The 25,931-nt window shown below is 64.6% G+C and carries 26 protein-coding genes; 14 read left to right on the top strand and 12 right to left on the bottom strand.

The genetic code is table 11. The features are described 5' to 3' along the window. The first annotated feature begins 26 nt into the window (after positions 1 to 26). On the top strand, positions 27 to 290 hold the full coding sequence (locus tag BRAGE_RS0120090; RefSeq protein WP_027557247.1) for a hypothetical protein: 264 nt from the start codon (positions 27 to 29) through the stop codon (positions 288 to 290). Here BRAGE_RS0120090 and BRAGE_RS0120085 read toward each other — a convergent pair. The 3 genes from BRAGE_RS0120085 to BRAGE_RS48905 form a co-directional block, all read right to left on the bottom strand. Beyond that, positions 287 to 1,075: a COG4705 family protein gene (locus BRAGE_RS0120085; protein WP_027557248.1), complete on the bottom strand. Its 789-nt coding sequence runs from the start codon at positions 1,073 to 1,075 to the stop codon at positions 287 to 289. The genes BRAGE_RS0120090 and BRAGE_RS0120085 overlap by 4 nt on opposite strands. A 74-nt stretch (positions 1,076 to 1,149) precedes the next feature. Then, entirely contained in the window at positions 1,150 to 1,488 is a 339-nt protein-coding gene (locus BRAGE_RS0120080) for a hypothetical protein (RefSeq protein ID WP_051378478.1), read from the bottom strand. 120 nt (positions 1,489 to 1,608) lie between these two features. Continuing rightward, on the bottom strand, positions 1,609 to 2,358 hold the full coding sequence (locus BRAGE_RS48905; protein ID WP_027557249.1) for a COG4705 family protein: 750 nt from the start codon (positions 2,356 to 2,358) through the stop codon (positions 1,609 to 1,611). A gap of 226 nt (positions 2,359 to 2,584) precedes the next feature. Here BRAGE_RS48905 and BRAGE_RS0120070 point away from each other — a divergent pair, with 226 nt between their 5' ends. Both BRAGE_RS0120070 and BRAGE_RS0120065 read left to right on the top strand, forming a co-directional pair. Continuing rightward, a complete protein-coding gene (locus tag BRAGE_RS0120070; protein ID WP_027557250.1) occupies positions 2,585 to 3,244 on the top strand; it encodes a response regulator transcription factor in 660 nt (219 codons plus the stop codon). Beyond that, positions 3,241 to 4,551, top strand: coding sequence for an ATP-binding protein (locus tag BRAGE_RS0120065; RefSeq protein WP_035729882.1), 1,311 nt, complete (start codon positions 3,241 to 3,243; stop codon positions 4,549 to 4,551). Before BRAGE_RS0120070 ends, BRAGE_RS0120065 begins: the two co-directional genes overlap by 4 nt. 4 nt (positions 4,552 to 4,555) lie before the next feature. On the opposite strand, the gene BRAGE_RS0120060 is transcribed toward BRAGE_RS0120065, so the two are convergent. Then, positions 4,556 to 5,452 (bottom strand): alpha/beta hydrolase family protein, encoded by an 897-nt coding sequence (locus BRAGE_RS0120060; protein ID WP_027557252.1) that lies wholly within the window; start codon positions 5,450 to 5,452, stop codon positions 4,556 to 4,558. A 181-nt stretch (positions 5,453 to 5,633) separates the two neighbouring features. On the opposite strand from BRAGE_RS0120060, the gene BRAGE_RS0120055 reads away from it, so the two are divergent. The 3 genes from BRAGE_RS0120055 to BRAGE_RS0120045 all read left to right on the top strand — a co-directional run bounded on the left by BRAGE_RS0120055 (position 5,634) and on the right by BRAGE_RS0120045 (position 9,243). Then, a complete protein-coding gene (locus tag BRAGE_RS0120055) occupies positions 5,634 to 7,022 on the top strand; it encodes a class II 3-deoxy-7-phosphoheptulonate synthase (protein WP_027557253.1) in 1,389 nt (462 codons plus the stop codon). Positions 7,023 to 7,026: 4 nt separating this feature from the next. Continuing rightward, entirely contained in the window at positions 7,027 to 7,380 is a 354-nt protein-coding gene (locus BRAGE_RS0120050; protein WP_027557254.1) for a diacylglycerol kinase, read from the top strand. Positions 7,381 to 7,485: 105 nt separating this feature from the next. Beyond that, entirely contained in the window at positions 7,486 to 9,243 is a 1,758-nt protein-coding gene (locus tag BRAGE_RS0120045) for an NAD+ synthase (protein ID WP_027557255.1), read from the top strand. Positions 9,244 to 9,256: 13 nt separating this feature from the next. Here BRAGE_RS0120045 and BRAGE_RS0120040 read toward each other — a convergent pair whose 3' ends face one another. From BRAGE_RS0120040 to BRAGE_RS0120020, 5 genes are all read right to left on the bottom strand, one after another. Continuing rightward, positions 9,257 to 9,649, bottom strand: coding sequence for a cytochrome C oxidase subunit IV family protein (locus BRAGE_RS0120040; RefSeq protein ID WP_027557256.1), 393 nt, complete (start codon positions 9,647 to 9,649; stop codon positions 9,257 to 9,259). Positions 9,650 to 9,658: 9 nt separating this feature from the next. Beyond that, positions 9,659 to 10,381, bottom strand: coding sequence for a heme-copper oxidase subunit III family protein (locus tag BRAGE_RS0120035; protein ID WP_027557257.1), 723 nt, complete (start codon positions 10,379 to 10,381; stop codon positions 9,659 to 9,661). A 14-nt stretch (positions 10,382 to 10,395) separates the two neighbouring features. After that, a complete protein-coding gene (locus tag BRAGE_RS0120030) occupies positions 10,396 to 11,094 on the bottom strand; it encodes a cytochrome c oxidase subunit 3 (RefSeq protein WP_027557258.1) in 699 nt (232 codons plus the stop codon). Continuing rightward, positions 11,091 to 12,869: a cbb3-type cytochrome c oxidase subunit I gene (locus tag BRAGE_RS0120025; protein ID WP_027557259.1), complete on the bottom strand. Its 1,779-nt coding sequence runs from the start codon at positions 12,867 to 12,869 to the stop codon at positions 11,091 to 11,093. The genes BRAGE_RS0120030 and BRAGE_RS0120025 overlap by 4 nt, the downstream gene beginning before the upstream one ends. Positions 12,870 to 12,947: 78 nt before the next feature. Then, entirely contained in the window at positions 12,948 to 13,781 is an 834-nt protein-coding gene (locus BRAGE_RS0120020) for a cytochrome c oxidase subunit II (RefSeq protein ID WP_027557260.1), read from the bottom strand. Between the two features lie 530 nt (positions 13,782 to 14,311). Here BRAGE_RS0120020 and BRAGE_RS0120015 point away from each other — a divergent pair. Further along, positions 14,312 to 15,220, top strand: coding sequence for a DUF2189 domain-containing protein (locus tag BRAGE_RS0120015; protein ID WP_028146322.1), 909 nt, complete (start codon positions 14,312 to 14,314; stop codon positions 15,218 to 15,220). Between the two features lie 54 nt (positions 15,221 to 15,274). Here the strand turns inward: BRAGE_RS0120015 and BRAGE_RS0120010 are convergent, their stop codons facing one another. Both BRAGE_RS0120010 and BRAGE_RS0120005 read right to left on the bottom strand, forming a co-directional pair. After that, complete coding sequence (locus BRAGE_RS0120010) at positions 15,275 to 16,480, bottom strand: DUF2865 domain-containing protein (protein WP_027557262.1); 1,206 nt, start codon at positions 16,478 to 16,480, stop codon at positions 15,275 to 15,277. A gap of 143 nt (positions 16,481 to 16,623) precedes the next feature. After that, positions 16,624 to 16,929, bottom strand: coding sequence for a hypothetical protein (locus BRAGE_RS0120005; RefSeq protein ID WP_027557263.1), 306 nt, complete (start codon positions 16,927 to 16,929; stop codon positions 16,624 to 16,626). A 286-nt stretch (positions 16,930 to 17,215) separates the two neighbouring features. On the opposite strand from BRAGE_RS0120005, the gene cysS reads away from it, so the two are divergent. The 4 genes from cysS to BRAGE_RS0119980 all read left to right on the top strand — a co-directional run bounded on the left by cysS (position 17,216) and on the right by BRAGE_RS0119980 (position 21,291). Continuing rightward, positions 17,216 to 18,595 carry a cysteine--tRNA ligase gene (cysS, locus tag BRAGE_RS0120000; RefSeq protein WP_027557264.1) on the top strand — a complete coding sequence of 460 codons (1,380 nt, stop codon included), beginning with the start codon at positions 17,216 to 17,218 and terminating at the stop codon, positions 18,593 to 18,595. 115 nt (positions 18,596 to 18,710) lie between these two features. Next, positions 18,711 to 19,202, top strand: coding sequence for a GNAT family N-acetyltransferase (locus BRAGE_RS0119990; protein WP_027557265.1), 492 nt, complete (start codon positions 18,711 to 18,713; stop codon positions 19,200 to 19,202). Further along, positions 19,199 to 20,797: a citramalate synthase gene (gene cimA, locus BRAGE_RS0119985; RefSeq protein ID WP_027557266.1), complete on the top strand. Its 1,599-nt coding sequence runs from the start codon at positions 19,199 to 19,201 to the stop codon at positions 20,795 to 20,797. Before BRAGE_RS0119990 ends, cimA begins: the two co-directional genes overlap by 4 nt. 116 nt (positions 20,798 to 20,913) lie before the next feature. Continuing rightward, positions 20,914 to 21,291: a VOC family protein gene (locus BRAGE_RS0119980; RefSeq protein WP_027557267.1), complete on the top strand. Its 378-nt coding sequence runs from the start codon at positions 20,914 to 20,916 to the stop codon at positions 21,289 to 21,291. 61 nt (positions 21,292 to 21,352) lie between these two features. Here the strand turns inward: BRAGE_RS0119980 and BRAGE_RS0119975 are convergent, their stop codons facing one another. Then, positions 21,353 to 21,958: a TIGR00730 family Rossman fold protein gene (locus BRAGE_RS0119975; protein WP_027557268.1), complete on the bottom strand. Its 606-nt coding sequence runs from the start codon at positions 21,956 to 21,958 to the stop codon at positions 21,353 to 21,355. 201 nt (positions 21,959 to 22,159) lie between these two features. On the opposite strand from BRAGE_RS0119975, the gene BRAGE_RS0119970 reads away from it, so the two are divergent. The 3 genes from BRAGE_RS0119970 to BRAGE_RS0119960 all read left to right on the top strand — a co-directional run bounded on the left by BRAGE_RS0119970 (position 22,160) and on the right by BRAGE_RS0119960 (position 25,859). Continuing rightward, positions 22,160 to 24,115: an ABCB family ABC transporter ATP-binding protein/permease gene (locus BRAGE_RS0119970; RefSeq protein WP_027557269.1), complete on the top strand. Its 1,956-nt coding sequence runs from the start codon at positions 22,160 to 22,162 to the stop codon at positions 24,113 to 24,115. Between the two features lie 72 nt (positions 24,116 to 24,187). After that, positions 24,188 to 24,892 (top strand): phosphatidylserine decarboxylase, encoded by a 705-nt coding sequence (locus BRAGE_RS0119965; RefSeq protein WP_283808084.1) that lies wholly within the window; start codon positions 24,188 to 24,190, stop codon positions 24,890 to 24,892. Positions 24,893 to 24,977: 85 nt separating this feature from the next. Next, positions 24,978 to 25,859, top strand: coding sequence for a CDP-alcohol phosphatidyltransferase family protein (locus BRAGE_RS0119960; protein WP_027557271.1), 882 nt, complete (start codon positions 24,978 to 24,980; stop codon positions 25,857 to 25,859). The last annotated feature ends 72 nt before the right edge of the window (positions 25,860 to 25,931 follow it).

Below are 25,931 nucleotides of genomic sequence, written 5' to 3'. Positions count from 1 at the left end.
TCACCGCAAAAGGCTGGGGCATTGTCATGTCAATTTTCAAGGAGATCGTCGCGGCGGTCGCGGGAGTCTACGCGCTCCTGTTCGTCTGCGACGCATTGTTCGGCGTCGGCGAGACGCGCTTCGACGACAACTATTACAGCGCCAGCTTCTACGCGCCGAAGCCGAAGGAGTTTCGCTTCGCGAGCGACACGCCGCCGGCGGTGCGTGTCAGCGAAGCGTTCGCGCAGTTTGCGCCGAGCGAGGCAAAACCGGCCAAGCGTTACTCGTCGCTGACGACGATCATCCGCTAGGCGCGCTCGGCTGCATGATCTCCGGGATGCTGTCCCGCGCGTTGCGGGATCAGCAGCAGGCAGACCAGCATGAAGGCAGCGATCACAGCCGAGGCCATCGGCCGGCTCAGCGCCAAGCCGCCATGATCGAGCGGCTTGTCCAGGAAATCGCCGACCGTGGCGCCCAGCGGTCGCGTCAGGATGAAGGCGGCCCAGAACAGCGTCACGCGCGAGACGCGGGTCCAGACATAGAGCGCTGCGATGACTGCAAGCCCGGCCGCAAAGATCAGCGCGCCGCCGCGATAGCCCATGTCGCCGGTGTCGGCGATCCAGTCGCCGAGCGCGGTGCCGAGCGTCTGCGAAAAAGTGATCGCGCCCCAATAGAAGGCCTCGACCCTCGGCGTGCTGACGCTGTTGACCGAGATCGTTCCCTCGGCGCGATACCATACGCCAAGCACCAGCATGAGGCAGGTGAGGAGCAGCGTCGATCCGCCCGTGTATCCGATGCCGAGCGAGCGGTCGGCGAAGTCGGCCATGGTCGTGCCGAAGGTGGTCGAGGCGACGATGGTGGCCCAATACAGGGCCGGGTGGAATTTATCTGCGCGGATTTGTGCTGCAACCAGACCGATCATGACCGCCAGGAACAGGCAGGTTCCTGCGAGATAGCCCCAGTTCAACGTCATCGTGACGGTGTCGCCGCCAGTCTCGCCCAGCGTCGTGGCCGCGATCTTGATGATCCAGAAGCCGAGCGTGACTGCGGGGACCTTGCTCTCGTTGGCGGCACCGCTCTTCCAAGAATCCTGCATGCTATCCTCCTTGTTGCGTCAGCCGGGGATTCCGCCCGCGGCTGACGCGTCCGATTGATGGGTCGGAAGCGGCATCAGGCCTTGGCGACGCCATCCATCACCGCGAGCAGCTCTGTGATTGCCTGCTTGCATTTCGCGGCATCCGGCGATCCCGCGCGCAGCGCCTCCAGCGCGCGATCGATCGCCTTGTCGACCGTGTGCCAGTCGGCAGCCGCGCGCGGTTTCAGTCCAGCTTCGGCTTCGTCCCATTTGGTCTCGAGGTCCTTGATGCGCGTCTTGGCGCCGGGCAGGTCGCCCTTGTCGATCAGTGCTGCGACGTCGACCACGATGGTCCGGAACGGCGTGAGATCGCCGAGCTTGGCGGTCGCGGCCTCCACGAGCGGCACGAAGGTGAAGTGCTGGCTCGCGTGCATGTTTGGCTCGCCGGTGAAAGTTGTGAGCAGGCAGACGGCGACGGCGGGAATAAGCTTCATCATGTCGTTCTCCAGTTGGCTCCTGCTTCTGTGCAGGCAGTTTTGAAGTCGTGATTGGGATTACTGCGCGGGATCGACGCGGCGCGCGCCGTCGCCTTCGAACGTCACCCAGGCGACGAGGCCGACGATCACGGTCAGGAAGACGATGCTGGTCTGGATCGTGCCGAGGCCAATGCCGCCATATTCGCGCGCCTGCGACAGCAGATCGCCGAGCGAGGCGCCGAGCGGGCGCGTCAGGATGTAGGCGAGCCAGAAGGTGAGGACGGAATTGGCGCCGACGGCGTAGGCCAGTGCCGCTGCCACGATCAGCGCGCCGAAGGCGACGACGCCGAGCTGGAAGCCAAGCCCGAGCGCTTCCGTCGCGAGATCGCCGGCGGCGGTGCCGAGTGCGAAGGTGAACAGGATCGCCGTCCAGTAGAACAGCTCGCGCCGCGTGGTGACGATGCTGTGGATCGACAGGGTGCGCTCGGCGCGGTACCAGACCGCGAAAGTCGCCGCGAGCGCAACGGCGAACGCCGCGGTGCTGATGTAAAGGCTGATATCGAGCTTGTCGGTCAGCAGGTCCGTGAGCTGGGTGCCGACGATGCTGACGAGGACGACGGTGAGCCAGTAGATCCAGGGTACATAAAGACGGCGGCTCAGTTGCAGCAGCAGGGCGGCCACCAGCAGGCCGGTCATGCAGATTGCGGTCAGGCCGGCGCCGAGGCCGACATGGACCGCGAGATAGTCGGCGCCGGTCTCGCCGACCGTGGTCGACAGGATCTTGATGATCCAGAAGATCGCGGTGACCTCCGGAACCTTGTTCAGCATCCGTCTTGCGCCAAACCCTGAATATTGCGACACGCCCAAATCTCCCGAAGCCGAAGCGATGTCTGACCGTGGCGCCGGGGACTTAGGCCCGACTTAGGGACGGGAAATTTCCTGATCGGGCGGCCTTCGCCGCAATTTGGGCCGGCTGGCGCTCGCTAACTCTGCGCTAAGTCGGGCTGGCCATGATTTGAGGCCGGATGGTTCGGCGGCAATTCGAGGATCGAGTTTGCGGGTTCTGCTGATCGAGGACGACAGAATGGTTGGCGCCGCCGTCGAACAGGCGCTGAAGGATGCTGCCTACGCGGTCGACTGGGTCAGGGACGGCGAGACCGCGCTGCTTGCCGCGAAGAACGAATCCTACGAAGTGCTGCTGCTCGATCTCGGCCTGCCGAACGTCGATGGCCGCGACATCCTGCGCCGGCTGCGCTCTGACGGTCGCAAGCTCCCGATCATCATCGTGACGGCGCGCGATGCCATCGACGACAGGATCGAGGGTCTAGATCTCGGCGCGGACGATTACATCATCAAGCCGTTCGAGATCCGCGAATTGCTGGCGCGGATGCGTGCGGTCACGCGCCGCGAGGCCAGCGGTTCGCCGGCGCAGCTCGGCAATGGCAAGCTCAGCCTCGATCCCGCGAGTCGCGAGGCGTCGTTTCTGACGAAATCCGCGGTGCTCACCGCGCGCGAATTCGCGCTGCTGCAGGCGCTGCTGTCGCGGCCCGGCGCGATCCTGTCACGCGGCGAGCTGGAGCGGCAAATCTACGGCTGGAACGAGGAGGTTGCGAGCAACGCGATCGAGTTCCTGATCCATGCGGTGCGCAGGAAGCTTGGGGCCGACGCTATCCGCAACGTGCGTGGTGTCGGCTGGATGGTGGACCGGCCATGATCAAATCCCTGCGGGGCCGTCTCTTTGCCGGCCTTACCGCGATCATCCTGCTGACGGGACTCATCGGCGGCCTGTTCGCTCATCATTGGGCCTTCAACGAGGCCATCGAAATGCAGGATTCCGTCCTGATCCAGATCGCGAGCCTCGTGCAGGCGGGCAGCCTTACCGGCGGTCGCGAGCTGCACGGGGTGGACGAGGATGCCGAGGTCTGGCTGATCGACCAGGCCGCAACGCCGCAGGCTTCCGGCGATGAGGCGAGGCTGTGGAGCGTGAAGGACGGCCTCGCGCTGGCGACGCGAAAGGGGCAGCCGATCCGCGTGCTGCTGCGGACGCGGCCTGACGGAACAAGGTTCGCGGTGGCGCAGCGCACGTCCGTGCGTGACGAGATCGCGAGCGACATGGCGTTCCGCACCGTATTGCCGATTGCGGCACTCATCCCCTGCCTGCTGCTGGTCACGGCCATCGTCGTCGCGCGCTCGCTGCGGCCGATGGTGCGCCTTGCCGATGATCTCGACGGACGGCGCGCCGATGACATGACGCTGCTGCCGGCCGGGCAGATGCCGAGCGAGCTGCATCCCTTCATCGCCTCGATCAACGGGCTGTTGCAGCGGGTGGGTCTGCTGATGGATCAGCAGCGGCGCTTCGTTGCCGACGCCGCGCACGAACTGCGCACGCCGATCACGGCGCTGAGCTTACAGGCGGAGAATCTCGACGCGGTCGATCTGCCGGCGAATGCGCGCGGTCGTGTCGTGGCCCTCCGGCAGGGTATTGGCAGGACCAGGCATCTGCTCGACCAGTTGCTTGCCCTCGCGAGACAGGATGCGGGTCAGGATGACACCAGGGCAATGCCCGTCGTGAAGCTGGACGATGTCGCGAAGGAGGTCGTCGCCGACCTTCTGCCCGAGGCGACCGGCCGCGGCGTCGATCTTGGTTTTGCGCGCCTCGAACCTGCATTGGTCCGCGGTGAAGCGGTGATACTTGCGGCGGTGGTCCGTAACCTGCTCGACAACGCGCTCCGTTTCACCCCGCAGGGTGGACGGATCGATACATGTGTCTATCGCGACGGCGATGCTGCACTCCTCCAGATCGAGGATAGCGGGCCTGGCGTTGCTTCCGCGGAACTCGGCCGCATCTTCGATCCGTTCTTCCGCGGACAGCGCCCGGCAGGGGATGGCGCGGGCCTTGGCCTCTCGATCGTCAAGCGAATCGTCGACCGCCTGGAGGGGACAATTGAAGCCGTGAACCTTGCCGAGGGCGGCCGAAGCGGTTTGCGGGTCCTGGTCAAGCTGCCTGGAGCGGACGCCTGAAGCCTCACTCGCCCTGGATCCATTCCGCCACCCCGCGCCACAGCGTGTCGCGGTGGTCGGGGCGGAAGAAGCCGAAATGGCCGATGCCCTTGGCGCCGACGTCTGACGGTTTTACGGTCAACACTTCCGGCTTGATCGCGGTGAATCCGCCTGTGAGCAGCTCGACCGCGGGCCGCGTCGCCCAGGGATCGTCGGAGAAGCAGAGCGCGCGCAGCTCGCCCTTGAATTTCGCAAAATTCTCCAACGCCGGCAGCTTTGAATCGAACAGATAGCGCGGGCTCGAGACCCATTCGGCCCATTGCAGGAAGACGCCCTTGGGCAGGTCCTCGCCGACGCCGGCCCAGCCCGGCGCATAGCCGAACGCGTGGGCCAGCGGCACGCCGACGAAATTCATGAAGGCGAAGACGCGGTATTTCTCCGGCGAGGTCATCAGCCGCCAGGTCGCGGCCTGCGAGGCCACGAAGGCCGCGCGCGAAATCTCGCTGTTGTTCGCGATCAGCCCAAGCGCCTGGCCGCCGAAGGAGTGGCCGACATAGGCGAGCGGCATGGTGTGATAGCGCTCGCGCATCCAGCGCACCGCGGCGGTGACGTCGAGCGCCGCCCAATCCGACATCGAGGCCTTGAAGCCGACCAGCGATTTCGGCTGGTTGTAGCCGACCATCGCCGGCAGGCGGGAGCCGCCGATGCCGCGGTAGTCGTAAGTCAGTACCGCGCAGCCGCGATGGGCGAGATAGGAGGCAAAGCCGCGATAGATCTTGCGCGGCACGGCGGTGGCCGAATTGATCAGGACGGCGTGGCGCTTGGCGCCGCGCGGCAGGAACAGGGTGCCGGCCAGCGCATACCCGTCGGTCGCCGGGAAGCTGATCTCGTCGATGAAAACGTCGTCCAGTGCCGCGTCCATGGGCGGGAGGTGTCTTGCCGGTTTCGTCGCGTTCCCTAGCAAATGCGAATTCGGCTTTGCCCGCAAGGGTTTGCAATGCGAAATGGATTTACAACTGGCGATGTCGTGCCAGCCTGTGTATAAGGCGGCCCTCGCAACCCATAGATCAGGTTGCACTTTTTTGCTTCACGGAGAGATTGCGATGTCCGAGCGGTGGACGCCCGAGTCCTGGCGCAGCAAGCCGGTGCTACAGGTGCCCGAATATCCCGACGCCAAGGCCCTGGCCGACGTCGAGGCGCAGCTTGCGACCTTTCCGCCGCTGGTGTTCGCCGGCGAGGCGCGTAACCTGAAGAAGGCCTTGGGCCGCGTTGCGGCCGGCGAGGCCTTCCTGCTCCAGGGCGGCGACTGCGCCGAGAGCTTTGCCGAGCACGGCGCCAACAACATCCGCGACTTCTTCCGCGTGCTCTTGCAGATGGCGGTGGTGCTGACCTATGCCGGCGCCGTCCCCGTGGTGAAGGTCGGCCGTATCGCCGGCCAGTTCGCCAAGCCGCGGTCGTCGCCGACCGAGAAGCTGAACGGCGTCGAGCTGCCGAGCTATCGCGGCGACATCGTCAACGACATCGCCTTCACCAAGGAAGCGCGCGTGCCGGACCCGCAGCGCCAGCTGATGGCCTATCGCCAGTCGGCCGCGACGCTGAACCTGCTGCGCGCGTTCGCGACCGGCGGCTACGCCAATCTCGGCAGCGTGCATGAATGGATGCTTGGCTTCCTGAAGGATTCGCCGCAGTCCCGCCGCTACAAGGAGTTGGCCGACCGCATTTCCGATGCGCTCAACTTCATGCGCGCCTGCGGCCTTGACCTCGAGAGCCATCCGGAGCTGCGCGCCACCGATTTCTACACCAGCCACGAGGCGCTGCTGCTCGGCTACGAGCAGGCCATGACCCGGGTCGATTCCACCACCGGCGACTGGTACGCGACCTCGGGCCACATGATCTGGATCGGCGACCGCACCCGCCAGCTCGATCACGGCCATATCGAATATTTCCGCGGCATCAAGAACCCGATTGGCCTGAAGTGCGGCCCCTCGCTCAAGCCCGACGAACTGCTCAAGCTGATCGACGTGCTCAACCCCGACAACGAGCCGGGCCGGCTGACGCTGATCGACCGCTTCGGCTCCGACAAGATCGGCGAGCACCTGCCGAACATGATCCGCGCCGTCCAGCGCGAGGGCAGGGTGGTGGTCTGGTCGTGCGATCCCATGCACGGCAACACCATCACCTCCACCACCGGCTACAAGACGCGGCCGTTCGACCGCATCCTGTCCGAGGTGAAGTCGTTCTTCGCGATCCATGCCGCCGAAGGCACCCATGCCGGCGGCGTGCATCTGGAGATGACCGGCAAGGACGTCACCGAATGCCTCGGCGGCGCCCGCGCGATCACGGACGAGGATCTCAACGACCGCTATCACACGGTCTGCGATCCCCGCCTCAACGCCGAGCAATCCATCGACATGGCTTTCCTGGTCGCCGAGCTGCTCAAGCAGGAACGCGCCGGCAAGGTCAAGCCGATGCCGGCCGCAGCGGGGCTCTAAGACTTTGCTGCGGATCTGGAAGGCCACGATCAATTCACGCAACGGTCTGGCCTTTGCGTTCCGCTCGGAGCAGGCCGTCCGCGAGGAGATTTTTGCGCTCCTGTTGTCGCTGCCGCTGGCCTGGCTCGTCGCCGCGACCGCGATGCGCGCGGTCGAACTGGTCTGCTCGGTCGCGTTCGTGCTGGTGGTCGAGCTGCTCAACACCGCGATCGAGAAGCTCGCCGACCGCCTCACCATGGATCACGACAAGCAGATCGGGCGGGTCAAGGACATGGGCTCGGCCGCGGTCGGCGTCGCGCTGCTGATGGCCGGCGCGTTCTGGATCATCGCCATCGTCGAGCGTCTGGGGTTCCTCTAAAGCGCGCATTGCGCTTTAGTTTTTTGTTTGAGCATGATCCTTTCGAAAAGCCGCCTCACACTTTTCCGGATCACGCTCTAGCCACGAGATCGGAGCGCTGTGGCCATGACCGAACGTCTCAACGCATTCGCGGTCACGCTCGCCCAGCTCAATCCGGTCCTGGGCGATATCGAGGGCAACGCCGCCAAGGCACGGGCCGCGCGCGCGCAGGCGGCCGCGGACGGCGCCGATCTCGTGCTGTTTCCCGAATTGTTCATCGCCGGCTATCCGCCGGAAGATCTGGTGCAGAAGCCGGCCTTCCAGGCCGCCTGCCGCGCCGCGATCGAAGCGCTGGCGCGCGAGACCGCCGACGGCGGACCGGCGATGCTGGTCGGCACGCCCTGGGTCGAGGACGGCAGGCTTCATAATGCCTGCGCGCTGCTCGACGGCGGCCGCATCGCCGCGCTTCGCTTCAAATGCAACCTGCCGAATTACGGCGTTTTCGACGAGAAGCGGCTGTTTTCGCGCGGGCCTGCCGCGGGCCCCGTGACCGTGCGCGGCGTGCGCATCGGCGTGCCGATCTGCGAGGACATCTGGCTGGAGGAGTCCGAGGACTACGAGAACGTGGTCGAGACGCTGGCGGAGACCGGCGCCGAGATCATCCTGGTGCCGAACGGCTCGCCTTACGCTCGCGACAAGAACGATGTGCGCTTGTCGGTCGCGGTGGCGCGCGTGACCGAGAGCGGCCTGCCGCTGGTCTATCTCAACCAGGTTGGCGGCCAGGATGAGCTGGTGTTCGACGGCGCGTCCTTCGTGCTCAACGGCGATCTCTCGCTCGCGGCGCAACTGCCGGCGTTCGAGGAGAGCATCGCCACGCTGCGCTTCACGCGTAACGGGGACGATTGGCGCTGTACCGGTCCCATCGCGGCGCAGGTCGAGGGCGACCGCGCCGACTACGCCGCCTGCGTGCTCGGCCTTCGCGACTATGTCGCCAAGAACGGCTTTCCCGGTGTGCTCCTCGGCATCTCCGGCGGCATCGATTCCGCGCTGTGCGCGGCGATCGCCGTCGATGCGCTCGGCGCCGATCAGGTGCATGGCGTGATGCTGCCCTATCGCTACACGGCCGCACATTCGATCGCGGACGCCGGCGAGCTCGCTGGCCATCTCGGCATCCGCTACGAGGTTTTGCCGATCGCGGAAGCCGTGACCGGGTTCGAGACGATCCTGTCGGGCATCTTCAAGAACCTGCCGCCCGATATCACCGAGGAAAATCTGCAGGCCCGCACCCGCGGCACGCTGCTGATGGCGATCTCCAACAAGACCGGGCTGATGGTGGTGACGACGGGCAACAAGTCGGAAATGTCGGTCGGCTACGCCACGCTCTATGGCGACATGAATGGCGGCTTCAATCCGATCAAGGACATCTACAAGACGCAGGCGTTTCGCCTGGCGAGCTTGCGCAACGGCTGGAAGCCTGAGGACGCGCTCGGGCCCGCAGGTGAGGTGATCCCGCCTGATATCATCACGCGTCCGCCGACGGCGGAGCTGCGCGAGAACCAGACCGACCAGGACTCCCTGCCGCCTTATGACGTGCTCGATGCGATCCTGGAGCGCCTCATCGAGCGCGAGGAGCCGCTCGAGGCGATCATCGCCGCCGGCTTCGACCGCGACACGGTTGCCCGCATCGACCATCTGCTCAACGTCGCCGAATACAAGCGCCGCCAGGCCGCGCCCGGCGTGAAAGTGACGGCGAGGAATCTCGGCCGCGACCGCCGCTATCCCATCACCAACCGCTTCCGCGACAAGGGCGAGAAGCTGCCCGCGCCCGACGAAACGCTGGTCTCGCGCGGCAACAAGGCGTCGATCGACGCGTTCGAGGGCTGAACTTCAGCGGGCGCTACGACGGGGTTGCGAAGAACAGCACCCGCAGCAAGTGGGTGTATTCGGATTCGAGCACCATGATCGACACAAACACCAGCACCGCGATCGGCGGCAGCAGGATGGCATAGGCGAGGGCTAGTCGCTCCCAGGCCATGTGCATGAAGACGGCGACGATCAGGCCGGCCTTCAACATCATGAACAGCAGGATCAGCGACCACCTCAGATAGCCCTGCAGGCCAAAGTAGTCGACGAGGTAGGAGCACGTGCTGAGGACGAACAGCCAGCCCCAGACCACGAGGTAGAGCTTGATCGGGTGCTGTTGCCCCTTGGCGTGCACGGCTGCTGTTGCGACTGCGCCGTGCGCCGGAGCGTGGAGCTGGCCTTCCATGTGTACCGTCGCGTTTGTCATGCGCCGACCTCACCAAAGATAGAACAATGCAAAGATGAACACCCACACGAGATCGACGAAGTGCCAGTACAGGCCCATGATCTCGACGATTTCGTAATAGCCCTTGCGGCTCGTGAAGAAGCCGCGCCGCTCGACGTCGAAGTCGCCGCGCAAGACCTTCCGCGCGATCGCGATCAGGAAGATCACGCCGATCGTCACGTGGGTGCCGTGGAAGCCGGTGATCATGAAGAAGCTTGCACCAAACTGTGGTGCACCCCATGGATTGCCCCAGGGCCGGACGCCCTCCATGATCAGCTTGGTCCATTCGAACGCCTGCATTCCGACGAAGGTCGCGCCGAAGGCCGCCGTGACCAGCATCAAGGCCGCGGTTCTGACGCGATCGCGGCGGTAGCCGAAATTGACAGCCATCGCCATCGTGCCGCTGCTGCTGATGAGGATGAAGGTCATGATCGCGATCAGGATCAGCGGAATCTGCTTGCCGGCGAAGTTGAGGGCGAAGACTTCGCTTGGATTCGGCCACGGCACGGTCGTCGACATGCGCGCCGTCATGTAGGAGAGCAGGAAGCAACTGAAGATGAAGGTGTCGCTGAGGAGGAAGATCCACATCATGGCCTTGCCCCAGGACACGTTCTTGAAGGCGCGTTGATCGGACGCCCAGTCGGCGGCGATGCCGCGCCAGCCTTCAAGCCGCGCGGGCGATTGGCCTGAATGTGTCAGTACGGTCTCGGCCATCTGGTCTCGCCTCCCTAGCTCAGCAATTGGCGACAGATGTTGACGAAATCGTCGGTCCAGCCCGTGAGGAGACCGAGCAGGACAAGCCAGACCAGCAGCAGGAAATGCCAGTAGATGGCGCACAGTTCCACGCTCAAGCGCGTGTCGGGGGCGCCACGCCACACCTTGGCCGACGTTCGCCCGAGGGCGACCAGGCCACCCGTCAGATGCAACCCATGCACCGCGGTCAACAGGTAGAAGAAGGAATTCGCCGGATTGGACGCCACGAAATATCCGGCTGCCCCGAGCCGTTGCCAGGCCAGGAGCTGTCCGGCGAGGAAGATCACGGCAGATGCTCCGCCAGCGAGCAGTCCGATCTTGACGTTCTCGGTATCGTGTCGCCCGGCAGCCACGTACGACCATTGCAGCGCGGCACTGCTCAGGAGCAGGATGCCGGTGTTGACCCACAGCAGCCGCGGGACCGGCAGCGGCCGCCAGTCCACCACACTCATGCGCATCGAGTAGGCGCTGATGAAGAGGACGAATAATGCGCTCGCGACGGCGAGAAACACGCCAAGTCCGACCTTCGCTGCCGGCCAGGACATGCTATCGCCGCCGGGGAAGTCACCGGCGGGGCCTTCCTCCAGCCAGGGCTTGGCCGTCAGCCGCTGCTGCGACAGCCACCATCCGGCGATCATCGCAAGCACAGTCAGGAACAGGATGATGGCGCTCACGAAGCAGCTCCCTGAACGAGCTGCGTCGCGCGTGGCGGCTGGTTCTGCGGAATGAAGTCCTCCGCGGCGCCGGGCACACTGTAGTCATAGGCCCAGCGGTACACGACCGGGAGCTCCTTGCCCCAGTTGCCGTGTCCAGGGGGCGTCTCCGGCGTCTGCCACTCCAGCGTCGTCGCCCGCCACGGATTGCCGCCTGAGGCCTCACCTTTGAACAGGCTCCAGGCAAGATTGAACAGGAACACCATCTGGCTGAAGCCGACGGTCAAGGCCACCACGGAGATGAAGGCATTCAGTGAATGGGCCGAGGACGGGATGAACGCCGTGTCCCCGAGTTCGAAATACCGGCGCGGAACCCCGAGCAGTCCGAGATAGTGCATGGGGAAGAAGATCAGGTAGGCGCCGAGGAAGGTGACCCAGAAGTGAAACTTGCCGAGGACGTCGTTCAGCATCCGCCCCGTGACCTTGGGGTACCAATGATAGATCGCGCCGAGCACGACCATGATTGGCGCCACGCCCATCACCATGTGGAAATGCGCGACCACGAACATGGTATCCGAGAGGGGCACGTCGACGACGACGTTGCCGAGGAAGAGGCCGGTGAGGCCGCCATTCACGAAGGTGATGATGAAGCCGAGTGCGAACAGCATCGGCACCCTGAGATGAATGTCGCCGCGCCACAAGGTCAGCACCCAGTTGTAGACCTTGATCGCGGTGGGGATGGCGATGATGAGCGTCGTGGTGGCGAAGAAGTACCCGAATTGCGGGAACATGCCGCTCACATACATGTGGTGCGCCCATACGATGAAGCTGAGCGCGCCGATGGCCACGATCGCCCAGACCATCATGCGGTAACCAAAGATGTTCTTGCGGGCATGCGTGCTGATCAGATCGGAGACGATGCCGAAGGCGGGCAGGGCGACGATGTAGACCTCGGGGTGGCCGAAGAACCAGAACAGGTGCTGGAAGAGCAGCGGACTGCCGCCGCCATATTTCGAAAGCTGTCCCATCTCGACGAGGGAGGGCATGAAGAAGCTGGTTCCCAGGAGACGGTCGAGCAGCAGCATGACCGAGGCAACGAAGAGGGCAGGGAATGCCAAGAGCGCCATGACGGTCGCCGTGAAAATGCCCCACACCGTCAGCGGCAGGCGCATCAACGTCATGCCGCGGGTGCGCGCCTGGAGCACCGTGACCACGTAATTGAGCCCGCCCATGGTGAAGCCGATGATGAACAGGATCAGGGACGACATCATGAGAATGATGCCCCAATCCTGCCCGGGCGTTCCGGAGAGGATTGCTTGCGGCGGGTATAGCGTCCAGCCGGCGCCGGTGGGGCCGCCGGGCACGAAGAATGTCGAGGCCAGCACCAGGACTGCGAGCAGGTAGACCCAGTAGCTCAGCATGTTCACATAAGGGAAGACCATGTCCCGGGCGCCGACCATCAGCGGGATCAGGTAGTTGCCGAAGCCGCCCAGGAACAATGCGGTGAGCAGATAGATCACCATGATCATGCCGTGCATGGTGATGAACTGGAGGTACTGGTTGGCATCGATGAAAGAGAAGGTGCCGGGGAATCCCAGTTGCAGTCGCATCAGCCACGACAGCACCAGGGCCACCAGCCCGATGGCCGTGGCCGTCAGCGAATACTGAATGGCGATCACCTTGGCGTCCTGCGAGAAGACATACCGTGTCCACCAGCTCCTTGGATGATAGAGCTCGACATCAGGTACTTCGGCAGGCGGGATGCCTGCGATCCCTTCATATGGAATATCGACCATAGAAACCTCCTCGGTCGTTTCCATCGGGGGTGAGGCGTTGGCCTCGTGCACCCGATCCGTCTTCGCAGCGGCAGCTCGCTACTTGCCACCGGATTGGTATGTCGCCTTCACCACAGCTTTTGCCGGCGACAATTCGGCAAACGTCTTTTGTTGCTCCAGCCAAGCGTGATATTCGCGCTCTTCGTCGACGATGACCTTGGCCCGCATCTGATAATGAGCAGCGCCACAAAGCTCCGCGCACAGAACGTCGAACGTTCCGGTTCGGATCGGCGTTATCCAGAAAAAGGTCACCATGCCCGGAACCATGTCCATCTTGGCGCGGAATTCGGGCACGTAGAAATCGTGCAGGACATCAACCGAGCGGAGGAGGACCTTGACCGGCTTTCCCATTTGAAGGTGCAGGTCGCCGTTCTCGATCACGACGTCGTCCTGCGCGTGCGGGTCGTCACGATTGAGTCCCATCGGATTGTCGGACGCGATGTTGCGGACATCGGATGTGCCCAACCGCCCATCCTTGCCTGGAAGGCGGAAGCTCCATTGCCATTGCTGGCCCATGACCTCCACCTCGGTGGCATCCGCAGGCACCGTCACGAACTGGTGCCAGACCACGAGGCCAGGCGCCAGCATGGCCGCGACTCCGACGCCGGTCCCGACGCTCAGCCACCATTCGAGCCTTTTGTTTTCCGGATTGTAGTCAGCCCGTCTTCCGTCTTTGTGGTGAAAGCGAAAGATGCAATAGGCCATGAAGGCGATGACCGCGACGAAAACGAAGCCGGTGATCCAGAACGTGATGTTGATGGTGTGGTCGATATAGGCCCAGTTCGTGGCGATCGGCGTCCACCACCACGGGCTGTAGAGGTGAAACAGCACCGAGCCGATCGCGACCAGAAGCAGTATCAGTGCGACAGCCATCCTGATCCATCCTTGCCATCGAAGGCTACGGATACGAATCCAGGGCGGAGCTCATGTCGCGATGGCTGGCCTTTCTTGGCTGGCATCTATGCCATCGCCGGCCTCTTGCCTCGCCCCTTCTACCGGTCGCGAAATCAACAGAACGCTCGCGACCAAACTCTAAGGGCGTCTGCGTCTAAAATGATACCAGCCCAATCCGGCGTCAATAGAGCAATGCGGGTGCTCCGACATGGCGTGGTTGCCATCACCCGGGCAGTCGACAAAGCATCAGGTGCATGTTGGGTGGCGGCGTTCCGGGCGATGCAACGCACAAATCAGGTGCATATTCACCTAACCGTGAGCGCAGCCGTGCCCCGCGCGCGCTAAGCTTGCGGGGCAGGTCGCGACGGGTTCCGTCCGGCCAGGCTCTTTTCGCTGAACCTGACTTGTCGTACTCGGCCCACCGCGTTTCCTGCTCGACAGGCGGATGCGCGTGGCTGGAAAGCGCGCGTGATCGAAAACCGCGATTTTCAGCACGGGAGGGTCCGTTCATGGCCACTCTGTACTCCCACGACGTCATCAGGCGGCACGTCTTCGGCGAAGCGGCCTCCGATCCCATTCGCAAGATCAGCTTGTCCGACCTGACCGAGGCGCTGCGCCTGGGTTGGGAGGATTTCCAGGCGATGCCGAGCCACGCGATCGTCGTGTGCGTGATTTATCCCGTTCTCGGCCTCGTCCTGTTCAGGATGGTTCTCGGCTATTCGGTGCTGCCGCTCCTGTTTCCGCTGGCTGCCGGCTTTGCCTTGATCGGCCCTTTTGCCGCGATCGGTCTCTACGAACTCAGCCGGCGTCGCGAGCGCGGCGAGCAGGTCGATGCATGGGATGCGATCAAGGTGCTGCGCGCACCGTCGTTCGGCGCAATGGTCGAACTCGGCGTGCTCCTGCTGGTCCTGTTCGGGGCCTGGATCGGTGTCGCGAACGCAATCTATGTCACGATCTTCGGTCACGCGGCGGCCGCAAGCATTCCCGACTTCGCAACGCGCGTGCTGACGACGCCGGAAGGCTGGTCGCTCATCGTCGTCGGTTGCGGTGTCGGCTTCCTGTTTGCGGTTGTGGCCTTGTGCGTCAGCGTCGTGTCGTTTCCGTTGATGCTCGACCGGCATGCGACTGCGATCGACGCGATCCGCACGTCGCTCCGAGCGGTGGCGGAGAATCCGGTTGCGATGGCCGGATGGGGCCTCATCGTCGCGGCACTGCTCGTGATCGGCTCGCTGCCGTTCTTCGTCGGTCTCGCTGTCGCCCTGCCGGTGCTCGGTCACGCCACCTGGCATCTCTATCGGCGGGTGGTCGAGCCGAATCCAAATCCACCGGACGAGCTGCCGCCGCCCCCGAAGGGAAAGCGCTACGCAGCGGATTTTCCGGCCAATCTCTTCCCGTGGAGCCGCGAGGGTGAGCAGTAACCGCGAAGCGGCCGCGCCTGGCGACCGCCTTCACAGGACATGACGGATTAGGGCTTACTTCTGCTGTTGCGGCAGGAAGGTCGGCCCGACCGAGCGGATCGGCTTGTTCTCTGAGGACGTCGTCGCCGCGCCGCTGTCCGCCGGCGGCGTTGCCGCAGGTGCGGTGGCCGTCGTCGGCGCGGGCGCCGCGCCCTTCTTGCCATTGGCAGGCTGCGGCGTGCCCTTGCTGAGCCGCTGCTGCTGCATCTTCTTGGCGCTCTCCTCGGTGACGATGATGTCACCCTGCTGCTCGGCGGCGGCCTTGTCGTCGGCCGATTTCAGCGCGTCGGCCCAGGTCTGGCCGGCGGCCTTGCAGGAGCAGGACGGGTTGAACTCGCTGCGGAATTTGAACGCGGTCGGCAGCGCCGTGTAGGGCTGGCCGGCGGTGGAGACCGCCGAGTTCATGTCCTCGCCGGGATTGCGATGGGTGTAGAGCACGGCTTCCGCGGCCGGGCACAGCGCCTTGCAGGTCTTCTCGTCGTCGGCGAAGCGCGCCGGTACGGTCGCGAACGAGATCGGGAAATAGGCGCCGTCGCAGGTGCGCACGCACACGGTGCGATAGGTGCCCGACTGCGGGCCGAGATCGGCCGGCGGCACGCCTTGAGGATTGTTGGGGTTGTTGTTGCCGCCGAACAGATTGCTCAGGAAGTTGCCGCCGCCTTGCGATTGCGCGGCGTTGGCATATTGCGGGCCGCAATTGTTCTGTGCGAGCGCCGCCAGCACCGAGCGGCGCTGATTGTCGCGCTCCGGGCTGAAGCCGCCGGGGCCGCCGCCGCGCAGGCGCTCGAGATTGCCGGTGATCTGGTCCAGATTGGCGCGCATCTGCTGGATCTGGGTGTTGACCGGGCCGCATTGCGCCGACTGGCCGTTGAACAGCGAGAAGAAGCCGGAGGAATCGCAGCCCATGCGCTTGGCCTGCATGGTGACGCGGTCGAGCTCGGCCTGCTGGCGGCTCTGGGATTCCTGATAGCGGCGGATCTGGTCTTCGCGCGCGGGGTCGCCACCGCCGCCGCCGCGATCGAGCGCGGCGAGCTGGCCTTCCAGCCGTGAGCACATCGGGTTCGGCCCGAGCCCGTTCTGGCCCGGCTGCGGCGGCGGCCCTGGGGGCGGGCCGGCCTGCGCGAAAGCGCCGTTGGCGAGCATGACGGTGCCGAGGAGCACGGTGCAGGCAAGGAGGGAGCGGGCACGGGAGAGAGAGAGAAATTCAGGCATATCCGCCATTCTAGCGAGGTCACGGCCCAATGTGACATTCCAAGTGAGTTTGGAGGGCCGAAGCGCGCCCTCCCATAGCCGCTTCCTGCGGCATCGTCACGTCGTTTCAGGGGCCAAAGATCGGGCCTAAGGTACGCCAGCTCCGAGCGAATTCAGCGCTGGCAGGTGATTGCGACATATTCGTCGCAATGGCCATGGGAGCAGTTTGCGCCGGTTTTGGGGACAGACCCGGTAATTTCGTCAGGATCAACCCGCCGATAGCTCGATGCCTGGGCAAAATCCCGTGACTGGCAATAGGTCCGCGCGACCTGTGCGCCGCATTTGTCGCCCTTGGCCAGGCACTGGTCGATGCCGTAGCCGTCCGCCTGGTTGGCGATGATGAAGACACGGGTCTCGGCCAAAGCGCCGGATGCCGCAAGGATGGAGGCACAGGAAATGAGCGCAAATATCGATCGCATGGAAATACCGGGGCTTTGGGGAACCGCCAGCTTCTGAATAGTCTCAAAAGGTTAAGGATGACGAACCATGAAGGCGGCGAGGCCGCGCTTTGCGGAAATAAAGCGGCATTTTCGCGGCTCCCTTGACGCAGGGCCGCCTCATGGCCCATATGTTCCGGCATGAACGGTCTCCTCGCCATTTGCATCATTTGCGAGATTACGAGCTAGCGATTCGCTGGCTGGAGCCGTCTTTTCTCAAACACATTGAGAGCACTGGACGCCCGGCCAACAGCCGACGGGTATCCATATGGAATTACGCCTCTACGATACGCTGAGCCGGGAAAAGCGCACGTTCGTGCCGCTCGATGCGAAGGACGTCCGCATGTATGTGTGCGGACCGACCGTCTACGACTTCGCCCATATCGGCAATGCGCGGCCGGTGATCGTGTTCGACGTGCTGTTTCGGCTGCTGCGCCATCTCTATGGCGAGGCGCACGTCAAATACGTCCGCAACATCACCGACGTCGACGACAAGATCAACGACCGCGCCGCGCGCGATTTTCCCGGCCTGCCGCTGAACGAGGCAATCCGGAAAGTGACCGAGCAGACCGGCAAGCAGTTTCACGCCGATGTTGACGCGCTCGGTGCGCTCAGGCCGAGCGTCGAGCCGCGCGCAACCGAGCACATCGTCGAGATGCGCGAGATCATCGAACGGCTGATCAAGGGCGGCTTCGCCTATGCCGCCGAGGACCATGTGTTGTTCTCGCCGCAAGCAATGAACGCGGCCAATTCCGGCTTGCCGCGCTACGGCGCGTTGTCCAACCGCTCGCTGGACGAGATGGTCGCCGGCGCCCGTGTCGACGTTGCGCCCTACAAGAAGGGCAATACCGACTTCGTGCTGTGGAAGCCGTCCAAGCCGGGCGAGCCGTCATGGCCGTCGCCGGCCGGCATCAAGGCCGAGGGTCGTCCCGGCTGGCACATCGAGTGCTCCGCGATGGCGTGGAAGCATCTCGGCGAGCACTTCGACATCCACGGCGGCGGCATCGATCTCGTGTTTCCACATCACGAGAACGAGGTCGCGCAGACCTGCTGCGCCTTCCACCAGGAGCGCATGGCGAACTACTGGATGCACAACGGCTTCCTGCAGGTTGAGAGCGAGAAGATGTCGAAGAGTCTCGGCAACTTCATCACCATCCACGAGCTGCTCCAGGACTGGCCGGGCGAGGTGCTGCGTCTGAACATGCTGAAGACGCATTACCGCTCGCCGATCGACTGGACCATGAAGTCGCTGGAAGAGAGCGCCAGGACGCTCGATGACTGGTATCGCGTCGCGGCCGACGTTGCACCCGGTAAGCCCGCGGCATCCGTGGTCGAGCCGCTGCTTGACGATCTCAACACGCCGCTCGCGATTGCAGCGCTGCACGGCTTGCGTGGCGATGCCGATGCATTGTCGGGTTCGTTGCGCCTGCTTGGGTTCCTTTCCGAGAGCGCTGCGCAATGGGAAGGGCGCAAGCAGCAGGCAAGCGGCGTCGATGCCGCGGAGGTCGAGCGGCTGATCGCGGAGCGGACGGCGGCGCGTGGTCGGAAGGACTTCAAGGAGTCCGACCGCATCCGCGATCTGCTGGCGGCGATGGGCGTTGCGATCAAGGACTCCAAGGACGGAACGACCTGGGAGATCGCGCGATGAAACGGCCCGACACGCCGTTCCCGCGGCACTGGCTGTATTACATCGCGCTGAAAATCCTGCTGCTCGGCGCCGCCGTGGCGATCGCGCTGAAACTCTATGGGATGTGGTGAGGACGATGGGACAGAGTTTGCCAAAGCCCGGCCTGCGGCCGTTCCTGCCGGATGACGTACCGGTGCTCGCCGCGATCTTCACCGCCAGCATCGAGGAGCTGACCGGCGACGACTATAGCGAGGCGCAGCAGCAGGCCTGGATGGAGGCTGCGGAGGACGAGGAGTTCGGCAAGCACCTCGCCTCCGACCTGACCCTGATCGCGACACTGGAAGGCTCGCCCGTCGGCTTCGTCTCGCTGCGCGGCACCGATCATATCCGCATGCTCTATGTGCATCCGGCCGTCGCCGGGCAGGGCATCGCGACCATGCTGGTCGACGCGCTGGAGAAGCTCGCCGGCAGCCGCGGCGCAACGGCTCTGACCGTCGATGCCAGCGACACCGCCCAAAACTTCTTCGCCAAGCGCGGCTACACCGCCCAGCGGCGCAACAGCGTCACCATCAATGACGAGTGGCTCGCCAACACCACCATGAAGAAGACGCTCGGAGCGCCGCAATGAGCAAAGAGCGCCTCTATCTGTTCGACACCACGCTGCGCGACGGCGCGCAGACCAACGGCGTCGATTTCACGCTGACCGACAAGCAGATCATCGCGGCGATGCTGGATGATCTCGGCATCGACTATGTCGAGGGCGGCTATCCCGGCGCCAATCCGCTCGACAGCGAATTCTTTGCGGCGAGGCCAAAGCTCAATCATGCGCGCTTCACCGCCTTCGGCATGACGCGGCGGGCAGGGCGCTCGGTCTCCAACGATCCCGGCGTTGCCGGGCTGCTCGAGGCCAAGGCCGACGCGATCTGCTTCGTGGCAAAGTCATCGGCCTACCAGGTGCGCGTCGCGCTGGAGACGACGAAAGAGGAGAACCTCGCCTCGATCCGCGACAGCGTCGCGGCGGCGAAGGCCGCGGGCCGCGAAGTCATGCTCGACTGCGAGCATTTCTTCGACGGCTACAAGGAGGATTCCAGCTTCGCGCTTGCCTGCGCCAAGGCCGCTTATGAGGCCGGCGCGCGCTGGGTGGTGCTGTGCGACACCAATGGCGGCACCATGCCGAACGAGGTCGAGGCCATCGTCACCGAGGTGACAAAACACATCCCCGGCGACCATGTCGGCATCCACGCCCATAACGACACCGAGCAGGCGGTGGCGAATTCGCTCGCCGCGGTGCGCGCCGGCGCGCGGCAGATCCAGGGCACGCTCAATGGCCTCGGCGAGCGCTGCGGCAACGCCAATCTCTGCTCGCTGATCCCGACGCTGAAACTGAAGAAGGAGTTTGCCGACGTCTTCGAGGTCGGCGTCACCGCAGAGAAGCTGACGACGCTCGTCAAAGTCTCGCGCACGCTCGACGACATGCTCAATCGCGTGCCGAACCGGCATGCGGCTTACGTCGGCGAGAGCGCCTTCGTCACCAAGACCGGCATCCACGCTTCCGCCGTGCTGAAGGATCCGCAGACCTACGAGCACGTCCTGCCCGAGACGGTCGGCAACCACCGCAAGGTGCTGGTGTCGGACCAGGCCGGCCGCTCCAACGTCATCGCCGAGCTCGATCGTGCCGGCATTCCCTATGAGAAGAGCGATCCGAAGCTGACGCGGCTCGTCGAGGAATTGAAGGAGCGCGAGGCACAGGGCTACGCCTATGAATCCGCCAATGCCTCGTTCGAGCTCCTGGCGCGCCGCACGCTCGGGAAGGTGCCGCATTATTTCGAGGTCGAGCAGTTCGACGTCAATGTCGAGCAGCGCTACAATTCGCACGGCGAGCGCGTCACCGTCGCCTTGGCGGTGGTCAAGGTTGACGTCGCCGGCGAGCGCCTGATCTCGGCGGCCGAAGGCAACGGTCCCGTCAACGCGCTCGACGTCGCGCTGCGCAAGGATCTTGGCAAGTACCAGAAATACATCGATGGCCTGAAGCTGATCGACTACCGCGTGCGTATCCTCAACGGCGGCTCCGAGGCGGTCACGCGCGTGCTGATCGAGAGCGAGGACGAGAACGGCGACCGCTGGACCACGGTCGGGGTGTCCCCGAACATCATCGACGCCTCGTTCCAGGCGCTGATGGATTCGGTGATCTACAAGCTCGTGAAATCGGGCGCGCCGACGTAAGACTGTGTGCCGTCATTCCGGGGCGCCTCGAAGAGGCGAACCCGGAATCTCGAGATTCCGGGTTCGATGCTTTGCATCGCCCCGGAATGACAGAGGGAGGCAGGGGAGCGCGTCACATGATCGACCACATCTCCGTCGGCGTCAGCGATCTCGATCGCTCCGCAAAGTTCTACGAGGCCACACTCGCAACGCTCGGCCTTACGCGTCTCGTGACGCGGCCGCGGACGGTCGGCTTCGGCAAGGCCTATCCGGAGTTCTGGATCAATCTTCGCGAGGGTATGCAGCGCGTTGGGCCGGAGAGCGGGGTGCACATCTGCCTGCGGGCAAAGACCACGGCCGAGATCGATGCGTTTCATGCCGCCGCGGTGTTCGCCGGTGGTGTCTCCGACGGCGCGCCGGGCCTGCGGCCACACGACCGTGTGCGCTATTACGCAGCCTTCGTTCTCGATCCCGATGGTAACCGGATCGAGGCGGTGACGTTTCCGAGCGAGTAGAGCATGATCCGGAAAAGTGTGTAGCGGTTTTCCGGAAAGATCATGCTCAAACCAAGCGCTCTTACAGCCTGCGCGCGACTTCCGGGGCGAGCTGCTTTTCCGCCTCGGCGATCTGGGCTGCGGCCGCCTTCAGCTTCGGCAAGATCTCCTCGACGCGATCGGCCTTGAGGATGTCGACCGAAAGGCCGGCGCGGATGAACTCGGTCTGGCGCATATGCGACAGCAGCGAGAACAGCGGCTCCCAGAAATTGTCGATATTGGCGAGCAGCACCGGCTTGGCGTGACGGCCGAGCTGCTTCCAGGTCAGCTGCTCGACCAGCTCTTCCAGCGTGCCGACGCCACCCGGCAGCGCCACGAAAGCGTCGGAGCGCTCGAACATCAGCCGCTTGCGCTCGTGCATGTCGGGGGTGACGATCATCTCCTGCACGCGCGTCAGCGCGTTCTCGCGCTTGCGGAGGAATTCGGGGATGATGCCGGTGACCGTGCCGCCGTGATCGAGCACGGAGGTCGCGACCGAGCCCATCAGGCCGAGCGAGCCGCCGCCATAGACGAGGCGGATGTTGTTCTCGGCGAGGGCCTTGCCGAACGCCTTGGCGCCTTCGGTGAAGCGGGGATTGGTTCCGGGGCCGGAGCCACAATAGACACAGACGGTTTTAATGGTGCTCATTGGTGTCATGATGCATTGCAGCGAAGGGGCGTCAAGCCCAATCGGTGATTCGACCTGACCGGGAATCTACCGGTAAATGGCGACAAACAATCGAAGATTCGCCATCTGGCGGGGTGCGCTGGCATCGGGAAGGCTCTATATGACGGGCGAAAACCGTTAATCGCAGCGACGTCCGCATCCGGCGGGCTTTCAGGCTTCTTGATGGACCAACCTCAATCGTTCGACGGCGCCGACGTTCCTGAACCTGCCGGCGGAGCGCCGGCCGGGGCCACCTTGATGGGCACGCTGGCGCATCTGTGGCCCTATATCTGGCCGGGCGACCGCTTCGACCTGAAGATGCGCGTGGTCTGGTCGATGGTGCTGCTGCTCGTGGCCAAGCTGATCACGCTGGCGGTCCCGTTCAGCTTCAAATGGGCGACCGACGCGCTGACCGGCGCCAACACCGCGCCGGTGGCGGCCGACAATTGGCACCTCTGGGTGATCGCCTCGCCGCTGCTGCTCACCGCGAGCTATGGCGCGATGCGCATCCTGATGGCGGTGCTGACGCAATGGCGCGACGGCATCTTCGCCCGCGTCGCCATGCATGCGGTGCGCAAGCTCGCCACCATCACCTTCGTCCACATGCACGAGCTGTCGCTGCGCTTTCACCTCGAGCGCAAGACCGGCGGCCTGACGCGCGTGCTCGAGCGCGGCCGCGAGGGCATCGAGGTCATCGTGCGCATGGTGATCCTGCAGCTGATCCCGACCATCGTCGAGGTCTCGCTGCTGATGGCGGTGCTGCTCTGGCAGTTCGACTGGCGCTACGTGGTCGCAACCCTGATCACGGTCACGGTCTATATGTACTACACCTACATCGCGACCGAGTGGCGGATCGGCATCCGCCGCAAGATGAACGATTCCGACACCGAGGCGAACACCAAGGCGATCGACTCGCTGCTCAACTACGAGACCGTGAAGTATTTCAGCGCCGAGACCCGCGAGGCGCAGCGCTACGACAAGTCGGTCGCGCGCTACGAGGAGGCGAGCGTCCACACTTACACTTCGCTGGCCGTGCTCAACACCGGCCAGGCCGTGATCTTCACGCTCGGGCTAACCGCGACCATGCTGATGTGCGCGATCGGCGTGCGCAACGGCACCAACACGGTCGGCGATTTCGTGCTGGTCAACGCCATGATGATCCAGCTCTACCAGCCCCTGAATTTCATGGGCATGGTCTATCGCGAGATCAAGCAGGCGATCATCGACATCGAGAAGATGTTCGGCGTGCTCGGCCGCGAGGCCGAGATCAAGGACGTCCCCGGTGCGCCGCCGCTGACCGTGTCCGCCGGCACGGTCCGCTTCGAGGACGTGCGCTTTGCCTATGAGCCGACGCGGCCGATCCTGAAAGGCATCAGCTTCGAGGTGCCGGCCGGCAAGACGGTTGCGATCGTCGGTCCGTCCGGTGCGGGCAAGTCGACGATCTCGCGTCTCTTGTTCCGCCTCTACGACGTCTCCGGCGGCAAGATCCTGATCGACGGCCAGGACATTCGCGAGGTCACGCAGGCCAGCCTTCGCGCCTCGATCGGCATGGTGCCGCAGGACACCGTGCTGTTCAACGACACCATCCGCTACAACATCCGCTACGGCCGCTGGGGCGCCAGCGATGCCGACGTCGAGGAGGCGGCGCGCCTCGCGCAGATCGACCATTTCATCCGCATGGCACCGATGGGCTACGAGACGCAGGTCGGCGAGCGCGGCCTGAAACTGTCCGGCGGCGAGAAGCAGCGCGTCGCGATCGCGCGCACCGTCTTGAAGGCGCCGCCGATCCTGGTGCTGGACGAGGCGACCTCGGCGCTCGACACCCATACCGAGCACGAGATCCAGGGCGCGCTCGACCGCGTCGCCAGGAATCGCACCTCGCTGGTGATCGCACACCGGCTCTCGACCATCGTCGGGGCCGACGAGATCATCGTGCTGGACCAGGGCCGCATCGCCGAGCGCGGCACCCACGCCAAACTGCTGGCGCACGGCGGCCTCTATGCCAGCATGTGGAACAGGCAGCGCGAGGCCGAGGCGGCGCGCGAGAAACTGGCCCAGATGGCCGACAGCAGCGAGGCGCCCAACCGGGAGCCGCCGCCGGTCGAAGACGCCCTCGCGGCGCCGGCGGCCGCGGAGTGACCTTGTCTCCGGTCCCAACTCTGGCCTAAACAAGCCCGCGCAACGACCCGTGCCATTAACCTCGAGCGGCAGATACCGATGTCCATTCTCGATTCGATCCAGCGTCAGATCCCGCCGATCCACAAGGAGGGCTATCCCTTCATCGGCGGCTTTGCGCTGGCAAGCCTGATCCTGTTCTGGCTGTGGTCGCCGCTGGGCTGGATCGGCACGATCCTGACCGTGTGGTGTGCGCTGTTCTTCCGCGATCCCGTCCGTGTGACGCCGGTGCGCGAGGGGCTCGTGGTGTCGCCGGCCGACGGCCGCGTCTCGATGATCACCATGGCGCTGCCGCCGGCCGAGCTCGGGCTCGGCGACCGGCCGCTGCCGCGCATCTCGGTGTTCATGAGCGTGTTCAATTGCCACGTGAACCGCAGCCCGATCGCGGGCAGGGTGGACCGCATTGCGTACCGGCCGGGCCTGTTCATCAATGCCGAGCTCGACAAGGCGAGCGAGGACAATGAGCGTAACTCGCTGGTGATCTCGACGCCGACGGCGCGGATCGGCGTGATCCAGATCGCAGGGCTGGTCGCCAAGCGCATCGTCTGCTTCGTCAAGGAGGGGCAGGCGATCGGCGCCGGCGAGCGTTTTGGCCTGATCCGCTTCGGCTCGCGGCTTGACGTCTATCTGCCTGTTGGCACCAAGGCGCTGGTATCGGAAGGCCAGACTGCGATCGCCGGCGAGACCATCCTGGCGGATCTTGCCGGCGACGACCCGAGCCGCGCTTTCCGCGCCAATTAACCAAAAGCCTGTCCCTGGGGGCCTTCGGCCGCAATGGCGGAGGGGGACGCGGCTTGCTATATCTCGCCTTGAGGTGAGGACAGCCATGACGCCCTATGATTTGAGAGATCCCGATGTACGCCGCCGGCGGTTCCGCCCGATCCCGGTGCGGATGCTGGTGCCCAACGTCATCACGCTGCTGGCGATCTGCGCCGGTCTCACCGCGATCCGCCTGTCGATCGAAGGACGGATGTCGCTCGCGGTCTACGCCATCGTGTTCGCGGCCGCGCTCGACGGCATCGACGGCCGCGTTGCGCGCCTGATCAAGGGCCAGTCGAAATTCGGCGCCGAGCTCGACAGCCTCGCCGACTTCGTCAATTTCGGCGTCGCGCCCGGCCTGATGCTGTATTTCTGGCAGCTGCACGAGCTCGGCAATGCCGGCTGGATCGCCGCGATGGTGTTCGCGATCTCCGGCGGCCTGCGGCTTGCGCGCTTCAACGCCACCATGGACGATCCGAACAAGCCGGCGTTTGCTGCCAATTTCTTCACCGGCGTGCCGGCGCCGGCCGGCGCCATCACGGTGCTGCTGCCGATCTATGTCGCGTTCCTCGATCTCGGCCGCTGGCCCGTCGCGGTGACGGCGGCCTATACGCTGCTGATCGCCTTCCTGATGGTGTCGCGCCTGCCGGTGTTCTCGGGCAAGACCAAGCGCATGCGCGTGCCGCCCGAGCTGGTGCTGCCGGCGTTCGTCGCGGTGATCGTCTTCATCGCGATCCTGATCGCCTATCCCTGGCACGTGCTCTCGATCGGGACGGTGCTGTATCTGCTCTGCCTGCCGCTCGGCTACAAATCCTATCGCGACCAGGCGCGGGCAACGGAGGCCGCTGCGCCTGCCGGCGGCGAGGTGCCGTCGCCGCCGTCGGCGCCGACGCTGGCAAATCTGTCCGACCCGCCGCACGACGACGATCGTCCCGGCCGGCTGCACTGAGCGGGCCCACGCGGATATCTGCCACGAGGACGTCCCGATTGGGTTGAGACCCGATCTCGGCTATATCGCCCT

The sequence above is a fragment of the Bradyrhizobium genosp. SA-4 str. CB756 genome, assembly GCF_000473125.1.
Lineage (GTDB): Bacteria > Pseudomonadota > Alphaproteobacteria > Rhizobiales > Xanthobacteraceae > Bradyrhizobium > Bradyrhizobium arachidis.
Note: the sequence above shows the minus strand (reverse complement) of the source record. Positions and strands in the feature narration are given on the sequence as shown.